General features: G+C 51.4%; 16 protein-coding genes. 9 read left to right on the top strand and 7 right to left on the bottom strand.

From position 1 onward, the window contains the following. Nucleotides 1-12 precede the first annotated feature (12 nt). Together ADU37_RS04970 and ADU37_RS04965 are read right to left on the bottom strand one after the other, a co-directional pair. On the bottom strand, nucleotides 13-576 hold the full coding sequence (locus ADU37_RS04970) for a hypothetical protein (RefSeq protein ID WP_238982008.1): 564 nt from the start codon (nucleotides 574-576) through the stop codon (nucleotides 13-15). Continuing rightward, nucleotides 573-2174: a hypothetical protein gene (locus ADU37_RS04965; protein ID WP_058946564.1), complete on the bottom strand. Its 1602-nt coding sequence runs from the start codon at nucleotides 2172-2174 to the stop codon at nucleotides 573-575. The genes ADU37_RS04970 and ADU37_RS04965 overlap by 4 nt, the downstream gene beginning before the upstream one ends. A gap of 74 nt (nucleotides 2175-2248) precedes the next feature. On the opposite strand from ADU37_RS04965, the gene ADU37_RS04960 reads away from it, so the two are divergent. The 9 genes from ADU37_RS04960 to trpA all read left to right on the top strand — a co-directional run bounded on the left by ADU37_RS04960 (nucleotide 2249) and on the right by trpA (nucleotide 10265). Next, nucleotides 2249-2695, top strand: a complete 447-nt coding sequence (locus ADU37_RS04960) for a dual specificity protein phosphatase family protein (RefSeq protein ID WP_058946563.1) — start codon at nucleotides 2249-2251, stop codon at nucleotides 2693-2695. 147 nt (nucleotides 2696-2842) lie between these two features. Further along, nucleotides 2843-3967: a hypothetical protein gene (locus ADU37_RS04955; protein WP_058946562.1), complete on the top strand. Its 1125-nt coding sequence runs from the start codon at nucleotides 2843-2845 to the stop codon at nucleotides 3965-3967. A 249-nt stretch (nucleotides 3968-4216) separates the two neighbouring features. Continuing rightward, the gene (gene trpC / locus ADU37_RS04950) at nucleotides 4217-4903 is read left to right on the top strand and encodes an indole-3-glycerol phosphate synthase TrpC (RefSeq protein ID WP_058946561.1); all 687 of its coding nucleotides are present in this window, start codon (nucleotides 4217-4219) and stop codon (nucleotides 4901-4903) included. Further along, nucleotides 4900-5877, top strand: coding sequence for an anthranilate phosphoribosyltransferase (gene trpD, locus ADU37_RS04945; RefSeq protein WP_058946560.1), 978 nt, complete (start codon nucleotides 4900-4902; stop codon nucleotides 5875-5877). Before trpC ends, trpD begins: the two co-directional genes overlap by 4 nt. After that, nucleotides 5859-7160 (top strand): anthranilate synthase component I, encoded by a 1302-nt coding sequence (locus ADU37_RS04940; RefSeq protein ID WP_058946559.1) that lies wholly within the window; start codon nucleotides 5859-5861, stop codon nucleotides 7158-7160. The genes trpD and ADU37_RS04940 overlap by 19 nt, the downstream gene beginning before the upstream one ends. Then, the gene (locus ADU37_RS04935; RefSeq protein WP_058946558.1) at nucleotides 7157-7744 is read left to right on the top strand and encodes an aminodeoxychorismate/anthranilate synthase component II; all 588 of its coding nucleotides are present in this window, start codon (nucleotides 7157-7159) and stop codon (nucleotides 7742-7744) included. Before ADU37_RS04940 ends, ADU37_RS04935 begins: the two co-directional genes overlap by 4 nt. Further along, a complete protein-coding gene (locus tag ADU37_RS04930; protein WP_058946557.1) occupies nucleotides 7728-8354 on the top strand; it encodes a phosphoribosylanthranilate isomerase in 627 nt (208 codons plus the stop codon). Before ADU37_RS04935 ends, ADU37_RS04930 begins: the two co-directional genes overlap by 17 nt. Then, nucleotides 8347-9531: a tryptophan synthase subunit beta gene (gene trpB / locus ADU37_RS04925; RefSeq protein WP_232054734.1), complete on the top strand. Its 1185-nt coding sequence runs from the start codon at nucleotides 8347-8349 to the stop codon at nucleotides 9529-9531. The genes ADU37_RS04930 and trpB overlap by 8 nt, the downstream gene beginning before the upstream one ends. Then, nucleotides 9510-10265 carry a tryptophan synthase subunit alpha gene (gene trpA / locus ADU37_RS04920; RefSeq protein ID WP_058946556.1) on the top strand — a complete coding sequence of 252 codons (756 nt, stop codon included), beginning with the start codon at nucleotides 9510-9512 and terminating at the stop codon, nucleotides 10263-10265. The genes trpB and trpA overlap by 22 nt, the downstream gene beginning before the upstream one ends. Here trpA and ADU37_RS04915 read toward each other — a convergent pair. Genes ADU37_RS04915 through aroA form a run of 5 tightly spaced genes read right to left on the bottom strand, consistent with a single transcriptional unit; the run spans nucleotide 10247 to nucleotide 14585 of the window. Then, nucleotides 10247-11017 carry a prephenate dehydrogenase/arogenate dehydrogenase family protein gene (locus ADU37_RS04915; RefSeq protein ID WP_058946555.1) on the bottom strand — a complete coding sequence of 257 codons (771 nt, stop codon included), beginning with the start codon at nucleotides 11015-11017 and terminating at the stop codon, nucleotides 10247-10249. The genes trpA and ADU37_RS04915 overlap by 19 nt on opposite strands. Beyond that, on the bottom strand, nucleotides 10942-12036 hold the full coding sequence (locus ADU37_RS04910; protein WP_058946554.1) for a pyridoxal phosphate-dependent aminotransferase: 1095 nt from the start codon (nucleotides 12034-12036) through the stop codon (nucleotides 10942-10944). Before ADU37_RS04910 ends, ADU37_RS04915 begins: the two co-directional genes overlap by 76 nt. Then, nucleotides 11999-12232 carry a chorismate mutase gene (locus ADU37_RS04905; RefSeq protein WP_232054733.1) on the bottom strand — a complete coding sequence of 78 codons (234 nt, stop codon included), beginning with the start codon at nucleotides 12230-12232 and terminating at the stop codon, nucleotides 11999-12001. Before ADU37_RS04905 ends, ADU37_RS04910 begins: the two co-directional genes overlap by 38 nt. Beyond that, nucleotides 12229-13389, bottom strand: a complete 1161-nt coding sequence (gene aroC, locus ADU37_RS04900; protein ID WP_238982007.1) for a chorismate synthase — start codon at nucleotides 13387-13389, stop codon at nucleotides 12229-12231. Before aroC ends, ADU37_RS04905 begins: the two co-directional genes overlap by 4 nt. Next, entirely contained in the window at nucleotides 13386-14585 is a 1200-nt protein-coding gene (gene aroA / locus ADU37_RS04895; protein ID WP_058946552.1) for a 3-phosphoshikimate 1-carboxyvinyltransferase, read from the bottom strand. The genes aroC and aroA overlap by 4 nt, the downstream gene beginning before the upstream one ends. Nucleotide 14586 lies beyond the last annotated feature (1 nt).

The following is a 14586-nucleotide window of genomic DNA, read 5'->3' as shown; positions in this document are numbered from 1 at the left end:
AATAGAGTAGAACTAATATTTATTTTTTGCCAGAGCCATCCACAAATCTTTCTCCTCTATGTGGATGAAAATGAAGGTCATCTTTTCTTCTGGAAGACTCAGAGTTTTGGTATAAATTGAGACACAGTAAGAATCAAGCTGAAACGGTATGTACCAGTATATGAATGAGTCAACAACTGAACTTCCTTTGTAAATTTTAAAATCGATTCTCTGTCCCCCTGTAGTTGTGAGATTCTTTGGAGTGTTCCATATTATTCTGTATCCTTTAAACAACACTTCACCTGAGAAGTTAACATCTTGCACACCTAAAACCACATATTTATATAACTCGCCATTTAGTTTAAGCGTTGTTTCGTTTAGGATAGTCATGTTGAGGTATGCTGGATCGCTCTGGGGGTTTAAGGGTGATTTTAAGGTAGTATTACATTTATTAAGATTTTCTTTGGCTTCATTTAGAAATGAAACAACCTTTGAAGCCTCGTTTGGTGGGGGGGTAGGGGTGGTTGAGGGCCGAGTTATACAAAGGGAAACCAAGACAATTAAAAAGAGAAGAAAGGCGAGAAATGTTTTTCTCATGTTCCTTGCCTCCACATTTTCTCGATCTCTACGACCCGCCCTTCACTCATTTTTACAGTTACGTTATCCCCTTCTCTCAGGCCAAGCACTTTGAGGATGAGCTCATCACTCAGCTGACCTGCACTTAGGTAGAGGGTTTCATTGTCAATTATTAGTATCCAGTGGGTGTTCCCATCTTTGATGTATGAGTAAATTGCCCCAACAATCCCGCTGATCTCTTCAATCTTTGCTCCTACCTGCCCATAGAGAAGGAATGCTCTAACTTCGTCTTCGTTTTCAAAAATCTTCACTTCTTTGGTCTCTGCGTTTACAAAAGCTATCTTCGCAACACCCGAACCGCTTCCGGGAATTATTGCAACTCTCCACCAGAGTTCTCCGTTTAGAAAGATTGGAATCGGTTCAACAGCCATGAACTGGCTCCAGTCAAATGTTGGGAGGGCTTTTTTAACATAGTCTATGGCTTTTACAGGGCCGGTAAGGGGAGTTTCAAACTTTACTTGGCTCATTTCTCCGGTTTGGGCATTGATTAAATATATGGCAGCCAGTCCATGTGCCCTACCGTATGGCTCCACCGCAATCATCCAGTATTCCCTCCCATCGTTGGCAATGACTAAGAAGGGCTGTCTGTTTCCTTGGCCGCTCACGTCTATTAGCTCTATCTGGTTCTCGTGGTGAAGCCAGAGGTTCTTTACGTTTGAAAGCACACTTTCCTTCCAGTAGTTCTGGGCATGGACGATCTTTCTTGTTAAAAGCTCTGGAAAGATTGGAAAGTCCTTGAGGCGTTCATCTTTAAGGGCTTCTTCTGGAGTTAAATCCTCAACGTTGCCCTCTTCATCAACTATTAAAACTCCTCCCCATTTGGGAACGGTGTAAAAGACGCGGAAGCTGTACGAGATGTAGGGAATAACAATGTAAATCTTGCCCTCGTGATAGAGTGCCCGCGGAATGTCGAGGTCTATTAGATAGTGCTTTTTGTAGAGATTCCACTCAAGGTTGTCAAAAATCTGCATTCCCGGGCCGACTTGGAGTTCGTTCTCGATTCTTTCCATTCTTGCTTGGGTAGTGTTCATGTCAACGAAGAGAACACCTTTGTCTTTGAGCCTTATTGCGTTCCACGCTCCATCCGGTATTATGAAGAACCCCCAGACCGGAGTTCCGTCCCTAATGGTTAAATGGGAAGAACCCAGTGTATATCGGGCGTATTCTATCGTATCGACCGCATAACGGTATGCGGTTAGCTTGGGCAAAATCCTTATCTTGCTGCTTGAAAGCTCAAGCTCATTTGAAACTTGAGTTGGGTGGTATTCTTTGTAGAGGGCCGTGTTTGAAAGGGCTCCAGTGAATACCGAGATAATGATCAATAAGAGAATCACCAAGGCAAAGGTGCCTCCCAATGAGGCATTCCTTTTTGTATTTCCTTCAACAAACCTTTTCTTGGAGCTGTATATTAAGATGGCTGCTAATATGATGAAGAGGTATATTATCGTTGGATTTCGGTAAAAGCTCATGACAATTCCATGGAACCACGGTCTGAAAAACCACAAGATTCCTATAAAAATCAAAACTGGCAGAAAGAGCCCAAGCTCTTTTTTTCTCATTTTCCTCACCTTAACTGAAGATCGGCGTAAGAGTTTATAATGTTATCCAGCGAATTTTGGGATGGGGACTAAAAATGGTGTATCCGAAGTTCGTTGACGGGAAGGTGGCTTTTTCACCTATGCCCTACCCGGAAGACATTCCAGAAATTGCGGAAAAATTTGATGCTGTGGTTGTTCTTACCTACGAATACGAGCTGTATTACGACTTGGAGGAACTTAGCAAAAGAGGCGTTGAAGTTCTTTATGCACCAATAGAGGACTTTACCGCACCATCTTTAGGGGAGCTGCTTAAGATTGTCGAGTGGATAGAAAAGAAAACCAAAGAAGGCAAAAAGGTCCTGATACATTGCCTCGGTGGAAGTGGAAGAAGCGGAACTGTGGTAACTGCATACCTTATGCACGCTTACGGACTTTCTTTAAGGGAAGCCCTTGCAAAGGTGCGTTCTCTTAAGCCTTCCGCAGTCGAGACTCAAGAACAAATGGAAGTGTTGAGAGAGCTTGAAGGGTATCTAAAGGGCTAAAATTTACTATGTTAATGTCAAGATTTAAGGTTCGATCTTAGAATTATTTTCGTCAAATTTTTGGTTCATTTTGAATAAGAGAAAAATATTTAAGGATGAATGTCCAAAATAGTAACGTAAGTCTCCAAAATCGGGGAGGAAAAGGGTATGAGAAAATTTAGCACCCTGTTGGCTTTCTTTTTGGTGGGTTTGGTTTTTATAGCTGGCTGCATTGGAGGAGGAACAAAGACTCAGGAAACTTCTACCACAACACAGACTTCACAAACCGAAACTCCTCCCCACACCACAACCGCTCAAACTCAAACCACAACGACTTCTTCCCCCACACAAACAACCACAACTTACACTACAACCACCACAACCGAGATTCCAACTCAAACTACAACCACCCAAACCCCCACAGAGGAAGCTTATTGGAAACCATGGGAGTACGCTCCCTTCGAACTTAATGGAAAAAGGTACATCATAACTTACTACAAATACTACTACAAGATCAAACCAAATCAAACAGCCCCTATGTATGAGTATGAAATTGAGAAGAAAATTGGAAAGGAAACTATCCATGTTTATGGGCAGGATATTCAGATGAACAAAAAAGATTTGGGCGAATTCGAGGTTTGGGCGTATCGGACGATAGTTACTCCAATAAAGGCCGAAAGCTTAGAGGAAAAGTTAACAATAACAATTTGGTACAAGAGCAACCAGACCACTGCGGCTATTTATCCATGGGATATCGCATGGTTTGGGGCATTATCCCCCTATGGGGGAGACGCACAGTTTGTGGGGATGAGAATTGAATACAATGGAAAAACATTTGCATTCTACAATCCAACGCCATTCCAGAGCGGTTTGTTCCCCTACTTTGAGGGTGACAATGACATTCTCTCTAAGGTTGACCATGATTTGAGCTACCTCTACATGGGTTGGTTTGCGACAATTCACTTCGGGATATGGTACACATGGGAAGATTACAACTTGCTCGTTCCACAGAGCGGAACCTGGAGCGATGGACTGCACACATGGACCTGGGAGACAAAACCGGATGGAAGTATTACGCTTGGAGGCCTCTCATTCAAGGTTGTAGAAGCTCAATGGAGTTACGCCGGAGCGGAGGGACTCTCATTGAGTGGAAAAGGAAAGATCTCCCCTTACCTGCCTCTCGTGATAGAGGGTGAGGGAACTTATGGATATAAAGACCCAAAGACCAACGAGGAGCTTTATATATATGCCTACCTCAAGCTCGAAGACCTTGGAGTGAAGCAGGTAAGTTAGTCCCTCTTTTCTCCAAATTTTTCGACGCTTTTGCTGCTTCTAAAGCTCTTAAGGGCTTCTCCATGGGGGGCTTTTCTTTTCTGAATATTCCAGAAATGTTTCTAACATGTTCTCCTTCTTTTTCAGAGGTAGTTTCAGAGATTTAAACCTGACACCACACAGCTTTATCCTAACAGTGTCGTGGATACCTCAGCATGTCCAAAGACTTAAATTGGAGCTCTCCTTTTTAATACCGGTGAGCTCAAGTGGGTGATTGTTTTTGGATTGAGCAGGGCTATTAAAAAAGCCAAAAAGAACGCCATAATAGCTGAGCTGAAGGTCTATTCTCCGAAATACGGGGACCTTCTGAAGGGCAGGGATCCTTTTGAGATTCTGAGGGCCTATGAAAGGGCCGGTGCGATTGGTATCTCTTACATAACCGACCCGAAGTACTTCAGGGGAAGCTTTGAGTTCCTCAAAACCCTCTGCAGGGAAACAGAACTGCCCGTTTTGCGGAAGGACTTCATAGCCACTAAGGAGGAAGTCGAGAAAACAGCTGAAGCCGGAGCTTCGGCGGTTCTCCTAATAACGCGCCTTCTGAGGGAGCAACTGCCAGAGTTCGTGGACTTCGCGAAGGAGCACGGCTTGGACACCCTTGTGGAGGTGCACAGCGAGGAGGAGCTTGGAATAGCACTCCAGACGGACTCAACGATGATAGGAATAAACAACCGAGACATAGGGAAGCTTGAGCTCGACGACGGCAACGTGAGTCTAACCGAGAAGTTAGCGCCGCTCATACCAAAAAGATACGTGAAGGTCAGCGAGAGCGGCATAGTGGGCACGGAAGACCTGAGGAGGGCCCTTAAGCATACGGACGCTGCTTTGATAGGCACCGCACTCATGAGGGCTCCAAACCCCGAAGAGTTTCTCAGGGAGCTCGTGGAGGTGGAAGTATGAGCCTTCTGGCAAAGATCGTCGAGGGGAAGAACCTGAGCTTTGAAGAGGCCTACGGGCTCTTTACGGAGCTAAAGGAGAGCGGTGAAGCACTGATTGGAGCATACCTGGCCGCGCTCCAGACCAAGGGCTATACCGGCGAAGAGCTCGCGGGTCTGGCGAGGGCAATGAGGGACAGCGCCATCAAGCTTGACCTCGGGGAAGTGGCCGATACTGCTGGAACGGGGGGAGACGGCAGTTCAACCATAAACGTAAGCACGGCATCAGCGTTGGTTCTCTCAACATTTACGAGGGTCGCTAAACACGGAAACGTTTCCATAACATCGAAGAGCGGCTCAGCCAACGTACTTGAGGCGCTTGGTATCAACGTAAGGATTCCGCCCGAAAAGGCCAGGGATATGGTTGAAAAGACGAACTTTACGTTCATCTTCGCTCCCGCCTATCACCCGGCACTAAAACCCATAATGCCCGTGAGAAGAGCCCTCGGTATAAAGACCGTCTTCAACGTCCTTGGGCCGCTCACGAACCCAGCGGATCCAGCATACCAGGTCGTCGGGGTCAATTCTCCAGAGCTCCTCGAGCCAGTTGCGGAGGCCCTTGAGTTCCTTGGGGTTGAGAGAGCCCTTGTGGTTCACGGTTCGGGCATGGACGAGGTATCTCCGCATGGAAAGACCCTCGTTCTGGAGGTTGGTGGAGGGATTGAGAGGTACACCCTCTCGCCAGAGGACTTTGGAATAAAGCCTGTGAAACCTCTTCCATGCTCTTCCCCAAAGGAGAGCGCCGCGAGGATAAGGGCAGTTCTTGGGGGTTCGGGAAGAAGGGAGGATAGGGACTTCATTCTCGTGAATGCATCAGCGGCCCTATACGCCGCTGGGGTTGCGGAGGACTTCAGGGAGGGCTTTGAGATGGCCAGGGAAGCCTTAGGCCAAGGAATGCTTGAAAAACTGGAGGAGATAGCATGCCTCTCAAAAAGTTGAAGCCCGTTGACCCTCTGAAGCTCTACAGCGCCCTCAGAGACCTCAGGATGCCCTTCATGCTTCGCTCTGCAGAAAAGGACTCCAGGAAGGCCAGGTTCACCTACATATCTGCCGAGCCGGAGTTCGTCGTGGAGATCGGTGAGGGGACTGAGCTCGACGGGGAGCGGGTTTCCGATGAGAGGAACCCCTTTATGGCACTCAAGGGACTCATGGGGGAGAGAATCTATGGTAGAAGGTTCATGGGCGGCTTTGTGGGCTACGTATCCTACGATTCGGTCCATTCCGTCATAGGGGGGAAAATAGAGGAGCCCTCCGTCTTTGGCTACTATCCCTGGACTTTCATCTATGACCATTCAACGGGGGGTCTCTCCTTCTTTTACCTCGGGAAAGCCCCCTTTGATCCCGAGGCCATAGTTGAAAGAGCCAGGAGGAGAGAGCTAAGGTTTGAAGACGGCAGTTCGGAGGTCATCTCGACCGACGCAGGTATGGAGGATTTCATTGAGATGGTAAGGGCTGGGAAGGAGTACATTTACTCCGGCGACGTATTCCAGGTGGTTCTGTCGCGCGAGTACAGGGTCAGGACGGAGCTCGATGCCCTCGAAATCTACGGGAGATTAGTGGAGCTCAACCCTTCCCCCTATACCTTCATTCTGGAGTTCGAGAAGACAGTCGTGGGGGCTTCACCTGAAACCATGGGCTCGGTGGAGGGGAGAACCTTCAAGATAAACCCCATAGCCGGAACAGCGCCGAGAGGGAGAAATGAGAAAGAAGACAGGGAGCTGGAGAAAGCCCTTCTCTCCGACGAGAAGGAGCGGGCCGAGCACGTCATGCTCGTTGACCTTGCGAGGAACGACGTCAGGAGGGTTTCAAAGTCCGGGAGCGTTAGGCTTGTCCGCTTCTTCGACGTCCTAAAGTACAGCCACGTCCAGCACATAGAGAGTGAGGTCGTTGGAGAGCTCGACGATGGAAAGGACGCGTTCGACGCCATGGAGGCGGCTTTCCCGGCCGGAACGCTCACTGGGGCACCGAAGATAAGGGCGATGGAGATCATAGACGAGCTGGAGAGGAGTAGGAGACGGGTCTACGGGGGAGCGGTTGGGTACTTCTCCCTCACTGGAGATGCTGACATGGCGATAGCGATAAGGATGGCTGAGATTGAGGGTAGGAAAGCGAGCGTTAGGGCCGGGGCAGGTATAGTTGCGGATTCGGTTCCGGAGAAGGAGTTCTTCGAGACCGAGAACAAGATGAGGGCCGTTCTGAAGGCGCTGGGGGTGGAAGGGTGATAGTCCTCGTAAACAACAGGGACTCCTTCGTCTGGAATTTAGCCGAGTATGCTTCCCTCTTCGACAGGGTGAAGGTCGTTCCGAACACGATAACGCTGGGAGAGCTCAGAAGGCTCGATCCTGACGGAGTGATAATCTCCCCCGGGCCGGGGCACCCGCTCGAGAGAAGGGAAGTGGGAAACTCGCCGGAGATAGTCCTTGAAGCGGAAGTGCCTGTCCTCGGAGTCTGCCTCGGTCACCAGATAATAGCGACGGCTTTTGGTGGTAAGGTTGGGAGGGTCAATCCAAGGCATGGAAAGGCCAGCCCAGTAGGGCACGACGGAAAGGGCGTTTTGAGGGGCGTCAAGAACCCTCTGAGGGCAGGCAGGTACCACTCCCTTGCCGTTCTGGAAGTGCCGAGGGAGTTCGAGGTGAGCGCGGTTTCCCTCGACGATAACGTGGTGATGGGGATAAGGCACAGGAAGCTCCCGATAGAGGGCCTCCAGTTCCACCCTGAAAGCGTTCTGACCGAATGGGAGAGGAAGGAGGGGGTTAGGATAATCAAAAACTTCGTAGAGATGAGCAGGGATGGTGGAGTTCGTTAAGATATGCGGCATAAAAACGGTAGACGAGCTCAGACTGGTCGAGAGGTACGCGGATGCAACGGGCGTTGTTGTGAACTCAAAGTCGAAGAGAAAGGTGCCACTGAAAACGGCCGCAGAGCTGATTGAGATGGCCGAGATCTCGGTATACCTCGTCTCGACTATGAAGACCTTCCCTGAGTGGGCCAACGCGGTAGAGAAGACCGGAGCTGAATACGTCCAGGTACACTCGGACATGCACCCCAAGGCCGTCAACAGGTTGAAAGAGGAGTACGGGGTAAGTGTTATGAAGGCCTTCACGGTTCCCAGGAAGAGCGACGATCCCTTGGAAGATGCGGAAAAGCTCCTTGAGCTTATAGGAGAGTACGAGGTGGACAAGATACTCCTTGACACCGGAGCCGGTAGCGGGAAAAGGCACGACTACAGGGTAAGCGCGATAATAGCGAGGAAGTACCCGATAGTCTTAGCTGGAGGTTTGACCCCCGAGAACGTGGGGGAGGCGATTAGGTGGGTTAAACCCGCCGGGGTTGACGTTTCAAGTGGCGTTGAGAGGAACGGCGTCAAGGACAGGGATTTGATAGAAGCTTTCATGGCGGTGGTGAGGAATGGATGAAATGTTCTTTGGCAGGTTTGGGGGACAGTTCGTCCCCGAAACACTTATCGAACCTTTGAGAGAGCTTGAAAAGGCTTACAAAAAGTTTAAGGACGATCCAGAATTCCGGAATGCCCTTGAGTACTACCTTCGGAACTGGGCCGGCAGACCAACGCCCCTCTACTACGCGGAGAGGTTGAGTAAGAAGCTTGGAGGGGCGAAGATATACCTCAAGAGGGAAGACCTCCTACACGGAGGGGCCCACAAGACGAACAACGGCATAGGCCAGGCCCTCCTCGCCAAGTTCATGGGGAAGAAGAGGCTAATAGCCGAAACTGGAGCGGGCCAGCACGGAGTTGCTACGGCCATGGCAGGCGCGCTTTTAGGGATGAAGGTTGATGTCTACATGGGTGCTGAAGACGTCAAGAGGCAGAGGATGAACGTCTTCCGTATGAAGCTCCTCGGTGCGAAGGTTATTCCGGTTGAAAGTGGCTCAAGAACTCTAAAGGATGCCATAAACGAGGCCCTACGTGACTGGGTCACCACCTTTGAGTATTCCCACTACCTCATAGGCTCTGTCGTCGGGCCCTATCCCTACCCTATCATCGTGAGGGACTTCCAGTCGGTAATAGGCAGGGAAGCCAGGGAGCAGATACTTGAAGCCGAGGGCACTTTACCGGATGCAGTGATTGCGTGCGTCGGAGGGGGAAGCAACGCAATGGGCATCTTCTACCCCTTCATGGGGGATAGAGTCCGGCTCATAGGCGTTGAGGCCGGGGGAAAGGGTCTCGAAACGGGTCTTCACGCGGCTTCGCTGAACGCGGGTGAGCTCGGTGTTTTCCACGGCATGCTCAGCTACTTCCTCCAGAACGAGGAGGGACAGATAACCCCCGCACACAGCGTTTCGGCGGGACTCGATTACCCCGGTGTGGGTCCCGAGCATGCGTATCTCAAGGAGAGTGGAAGAGCCGAGTACGTCACAGTAACTGACGGTGAAGCCCTTAAGGCCTTCCACGAGCTTTCCAGGACGGAGGGAATATTGCCAGCGCTCGAATCGGCCCACGCGATAGCCTACGCGATGAAAATTGCCCCCGAGATGGAGAGGGATGAGATAATAATCGTGAACCTATCGGGGAGGGGCGACAAGGATCTGGACATAGTCAGGAGGTTTGGGAAATGTTTGAGAGGGACTCGCTGATTCCCTACCTCACCGCCGGGGATCCCAGCGTTGAAAAGACCCTTGAGTTCTTACTCGCAATCGAGGAGTTTTCCGGAGTGATAGAGCTTGGAATTCCATTCAGCGACCCGATAGCCGATGGGAAGGCGATCCAAGAGTCCCACTATCGGGCCCTCAAGAACGGGTTCAAACTTGGGAGCCTCTTCCAGCTCCTCCGCGAGTTCAGGCGGCACTCTTCAATCCCCTTAATCCTGATGACCTACTACAACCCGGTTTTCAGGACGGGCGTTAGAAAGTTCCTCGGAGAGGCCAAGGCCTGTGGTGCCGATGGAATACTCGTGGTAGATCTTCCCGTGAGCCACGCTGGCGAATTTCTCGACATTGCGAGGGAGGAGGGGATAAAGACAGTATTTTTGGCGGCTCCAAACACCCCTGATGAAAGGCTCAGGGAGATAGACAAGGCATCGACCGGCTTCGTCTATCTCATCTCGCTCTACGGAACTACCGGAGCTCGCGAAAGGCTTCCCGAGACCGCTTTTGAGTTCGTAAGGCGTGCCAAACGGGTGTGCAACAACAAGGTGGCCGTCGGCTTCGGCGTTTCGAGAAGGGAGCAGGTGGAGGCGCTTTTGAATGCCGGAGCGGACGGGGTTGTTGTCGGTAGCGCGCTGATAGAGGTTATCTCACGGAGCGATAACCCTGTGGAGGAGCTGAGGAAGAAAGTGGCGGAGCTTTCGGGCTACTCCAAGGTTTTGTAGAACCTCCTGTAAGCTTCCTTTATTTCTTCCCTTTCAAACTCCCCTATAAGAGCCCCGGGATTCGGCGGGTTTTCCCTGAGGAAGTTGAGGAAATCCTCTATCTGCTCCCTGGACAGGCTGAGAACATCTCTTATAAAATCGGGAGAGTCGTGGAGCACAGCTTTTCCGTAGGTCTCCAGGAAGGCCCAAGACGTGCCGCCGAACTCCTCCAGTCTAAGCTTGCGGGAGAATGAGAGGTAACCTAATCCGATGAAGTAGGGGACGCCTATGACGAAGCCCATCATTTTATCGTGGGTCTTCCAGTCGAGGAAGGTCACCTTCCCCCCGAAGGAACGTATAAAGTCAGCAACTTTCTCCGCACCTTCTTCCCTTCCGGGTATGGGGACGACTATGAACCTCTTCCCCTCGATGGTCTTCGCGCCGGGCCCGAACATGGGATGCACGCTTGCGACGGTTGTTTCCTCGCTGAAACCAGTGTAGGCCTTGATAACGTGGGACTTGAACGTGGCTATATCAAAGACGATCTTTTTTCCACCGTACTCCCTTGAAATCTCCGCGAGCTTCCCAAGCCTTTCGGGAGTGGAGGCGAGGGAGGAAGCCACCATTACTACGTCGGACTTCAGGTAGAGCTCCTCCAGTGATTCTACGTCGCTCCGCCCGTGCTCGGAGTAGAAGATCACCTCGAACCTTCCACCGAGACACCTCTCGAAGAGCCTTCCCATCCTTCCGTAGCCCGCGATTCCAAGGCGCATTCCAACTCCTCCCTAATGATTCTTAAGCCCCTCTCAAGCCCCCTTCCAGAGAGGGATATCCTTATGAAGTTTGGATAATCCCCAAATGCTATGCCCGGAAAAACAGCCACGCCCTTGGAGAGCAGCCTCTCTGCGAAGGCCATGCCGTCCTGAGGCGTTCTGAGGAAGATGTAAAACGCTCCTTCGGGCTCAACGAAGTCGAATCCCCCGAGCACCTTTGAGGCCATTCTGGCCCTCTCGAGGTAGATTTTCCTGACCTCCCTTGAGAGCTCCTCTCTGAGTTCAAGGGCCTTTATTCCAGCCTTCTGGACAAAGGGCGGAACACAAGTTACGGTGCTCTCAATGAACCTCTGAATCCTTCTTATTTCGTCCCTTTCGCCTATAGCGTAGCCCAGCCTGAAGCCCGTCATCGAGTAGAGCTTGGAAAAGCTCTTCACAGTAACAACGTTCTCGCAAAGCTCTCTCGCGGGAGTAAAGCGAGTGAAGCTGAGCTCAGCGTAAACCTCGTCGGACAGCACCTTAACTCCTTTTTCTTCAGCGGCCTCAAGGATTCCCCTGAGCTCCTTTGCCGATAAAACCCTCCCCGTCGGGTTGTTTGGATAGTTGATGATTAGGAGGTCGGCTTTTATGTCCTCAACTCCTGGAGTCCATTTCTCCTCAATGGTCGTTCTTATCACCTCTACCTCCTTCCCGAACTGATGGGCTATCAGCGAATAGGCGTTCCAGTGGGGTGAAACAACAGCAACTCTCCTCGCGGAGGCTATCTCGGCCGCTATGAGGATCTTGGCACCCGGGGCGATTATTACTTTATCAGCTGAAACTCCCTCGACCTCGGCTATCTTCTCCCTGAGTTCCCGTATTCCGCCAGTGTTCGTGTAACCAGTCTCTCCCCTCCTGAGAGACTCTATGGTCTCCTCAATGATCTCTACCCGAACCGGTATGTCCGGCTGTCCGACGTCGAGTCTTGATTCAGGTTTTACCTCATTTATCCTGTTGAAGAATTCGTAAACGTTGAACATCCTTGCTCACCTCAAGTATTGTTTCAAAAACCCTCCTGAAGTTGCCGGCCCTCAGGAGGACTTCCTCCTCCCTCTTCGGGTCGTAAACCGGGAGGCCCGACTTGAGCTTAACCTCCCCAATTTTCCTTGCTATCTCAAACCTTTCCTGGAGGAGGTGGATAATCTCCTTATCAATCTCGTCTATCCTTCTCCTCAAAAGGGCGAGCTCCAAAGGTTCTGGGTTTGATATTGGTGGGACATCACCTCACCGTTTTGGAGTCGAATCCCGGAATTTAATATTTTGGACTCACCAACCAACCCTTCCCAGGCCCTCCTTCTTAGGAGGTGGTCGGCTATTACGAAAGCAAGGGCTCCCTCCACGACGGGGAGGGCCTTTGGGACTATGCAGGAGTCAAAGCGCCCTCTAAGCTTGAGTGTAACATCCTCCATCCTCTCCAGGTCAACTGTTCTCTGGGGGAGGTATATAGAGGGGGCCGGCTTGAAAGCAACTCTAACCACGAGCGGCATCCCCGTGGTTATGCCACCGAGAACACCGCCGTGGTTGTTGGTCTCGGTCACAACCTTTCCGTCCTTCAGGAGAAAGGGATCGTTGGCCTGACTTCCCCTGAGCTCGGCGAACCTGAAGCCAAGTCCAAACTCAACCCCTTTGACAGCGGGGATCCTGAAGAGGGCCGATGCTATGTCCGCCTCAATGTCCTCTTCCCAGGGCCCGCCAAGGCCGGGAGGAACATTGAAGGCGACGGCCTCAATAACACCCCCCACACTATCGCCAGCCTTTCTGGCCCGTTCCATCTCCTCCATCATAGCCTCGAAGGCCCTCTCGTCGGGGCAGTAGGGGTTTTCTGAGTTGAGCAGTTCCCCGGGAGAAACATGAGCCTCTACGCACCCTATCCTCTTGAGGTAAGCCCTAACAGCTATTCCTTCCCTTTCGAGGAGTTTTTTCGCGAAGTAGCCCGCTATAACGACCCCAACCGTCAGTCTCCCCGAAAAGTGGCCCCCACCTCGGTAGTCGTTGTAGCCGAAGTACTTTACCCTCGCGGGATAGTCCGCATGCCCCGGTCTCGGCGTGTTCTTTATCTCTTCGTAGTGTGAGGAATCTACATCTCTGTTCTCCACGATCACTGCAACTGGTGCCCCTGTGGTTCTTTCCCTGAAGACTCCGGAGATGATCCTTGGCTCGTCGGTCTCTTTCCTTTTGGTGGAGAACCTCTCTATGCCCTTCCTCCTCTCAAGCTCCTTTCTTAGCTCCTCAAGGCTGACCTCTATCCCGGGGGGAAGCCCCTCTATCAGTACTCCAATCGCCTTTCCGTGGCTCTCGCCAAAAAGGGAAAAGCTCAACAGTCTTCCCCTCATCCCAGAAGCCTCCTCAGGTCGTCAAAAAATCCCGGATACGACTTCGAGACACTTTCGGTATCCTCGATTACTGAGGGGCCCTCAGCACCCAGCGCGGCTATGCTCATCGCCATGGCTATCCTGTGGTCTTTGAAGGTCTCTATCCTCGCTCCCTTCGGCCTTCCGCCCTCTATCTCAAGCCCGTCTCCAAGCTCCCTCACCTTAATCCCCATCCTCGACAGGTTGACTGCCATCGCCCTCACTCTGTCGCTCTCCTTGAACCTGAGCTGTTTGGCTCTTATCACGCTTTTTCCCTCTGCGTAAGCCGCAATAACCGCGAGTATGGGAAACGAATCGGGAAAATCGGAACAGTCAAGGGTAATCGCTTTAAGCTCGCCCCTCTCGACCTCCACGTAGTCACTTCCCCTCCTCACCTTCGCCCCAAACTCCTCAAGCGCATCCAGGAAGGCAATGTCTGCCTGCACATCGTCCCTCAGGAGGTTGTTTATCCTAACTTTACCGTAAAGGGCCCCAGCTCCCAAGAAGAATGAAGCCGTTGAGTAATCACCTGGAACCCTGTACTTGGCTCTCCTAACCCCGGGATATACCTCGAAGGAGAAGCCCTCCCTTTCAAATTCAACACCAAAGGCCTCCATCGTCCTGAGCGTCATCTCGATGTAGGGCCTCGAAACGGGATTCATGGCCTCAACCTTCAGTCCTACCTTTGCCCCCAGGAGGAGCAGACCGCTGACGAACTGGGAGGACTTGGAAGCATCTACTGAGACCTTTCCAGACTTTACGGGACCCTTCACGGCCAGAGGGAGATGAGAACTACTAATCCCTGCCCCAAGGTCCTTCAGGGCTTTCACAAGCCCGTCCATCGGTCTCTCCCTCAACCTTCTCGCCCCGTCTATGAGAGTTCTTCCGTTGATGCCACCGGCGAGGGCAGTTGAAAACCTTGCCGTCGTCCCCGATTCCCTGGCGTATACAAAGCCAGGGGAGGGTTCTTCAGGGGGACTAACGGTTTTTCCATTAACCTCCGCGCCAAAAGCCCTTATGGCGCTCACAGTAGCCAGCGTGTCGTCGCAGAAAAGAGGATTCTCTATGGTGCTCTCCTCTTCAGCCAGTAGGGCTAAGAAGTAGGCCCGGTGGGTGTAGCTCTTCGAGGGAAGAGCCTCAAGTTCTCCCCTGATCTCGTCAACGGGCGTGATTATCAAC

This window comes from Thermococcus sp. 2319x1 (genome assembly GCF_001484685.1).
Lineage (GTDB): Archaea > Methanobacteriota_B > Thermococci > Thermococcales > Thermococcaceae > Thermococcus_A.
The sequence above is the reverse complement of the archived record's forward strand: the minus strand, read 5'-3'. Positions and strand labels throughout refer to the sequence as shown.

What these genes read in the sequence shown, in the direction of transcription:
- ADU37_RS04970 (WP_238982008.1), bottom strand. Translation starts at nt 576, where the DNA reads ATGAGAAAAACATTTCTCGCCTTTCTTCTCTTTTTAATTGTCTTGGTT.
- ADU37_RS04965 (WP_058946564.1), bottom strand. Translation starts at nt 2,174, where the DNA reads ATGAGAAAAAAAGAGCTTGGGCTCTTTCTGCCAGTTTTGATTTTTATA.
- ADU37_RS04960 (WP_058946563.1), top strand. Translation starts at nt 2,249, where the DNA reads ATGGTGTATCCGAAGTTCGTTGACGGGAAGGTGGCTTTTTCACCTATG.
- ADU37_RS04955 (WP_058946562.1), top strand. Translation starts at nt 2,843, where the DNA reads ATGAGAAAATTTAGCACCCTGTTGGCTTTCTTTTTGGTGGGTTTGGTT.
- trpD (WP_058946560.1), top strand. Translation starts at nt 4,900, where the DNA reads ATGAGCCTTCTGGCAAAGATCGTCGAGGGGAAGAACCTGAGCTTTGAA.
- ADU37_RS04940 (WP_058946559.1), top strand. Translation starts at nt 5,859, where the DNA reads ATGCCTCTCAAAAAGTTGAAGCCCGTTGACCCTCTGAAGCTCTACAGC.
- ADU37_RS04930 (WP_058946557.1), top strand. Translation starts at nt 7,728, where the DNA reads ATGGTGGAGTTCGTTAAGATATGCGGCATAAAAACGGTAGACGAGCTC.
- trpB (WP_232054734.1), top strand. Translation starts at nt 8,347, where the DNA reads ATGGATGAAATGTTCTTTGGCAGGTTTGGGGGACAGTTCGTCCCCGAA.
- trpA (WP_058946556.1), top strand. Translation starts at nt 9,510, where the DNA reads ATGTTTGAGAGGGACTCGCTGATTCCCTACCTCACCGCCGGGGATCCC.
- ADU37_RS04915 (WP_058946555.1), bottom strand. Translation starts at nt 11,017, where the DNA reads ATGCGCCTTGGAATCGCGGGCTACGGAAGGATGGGAAGGCTCTTCGAG.
- ADU37_RS04910 (WP_058946554.1), bottom strand. Translation starts at nt 12,036, where the DNA reads ATGTTCAACGTTTACGAATTCTTCAACAGGATAAATGAGGTAAAACCT.
- aroC (WP_238982007.1), bottom strand. Translation starts at nt 13,389, where the DNA reads ATGAGGGGAAGACTGTTGAGCTTTTCCCTTTTTGGCGAGAGCCACGGA.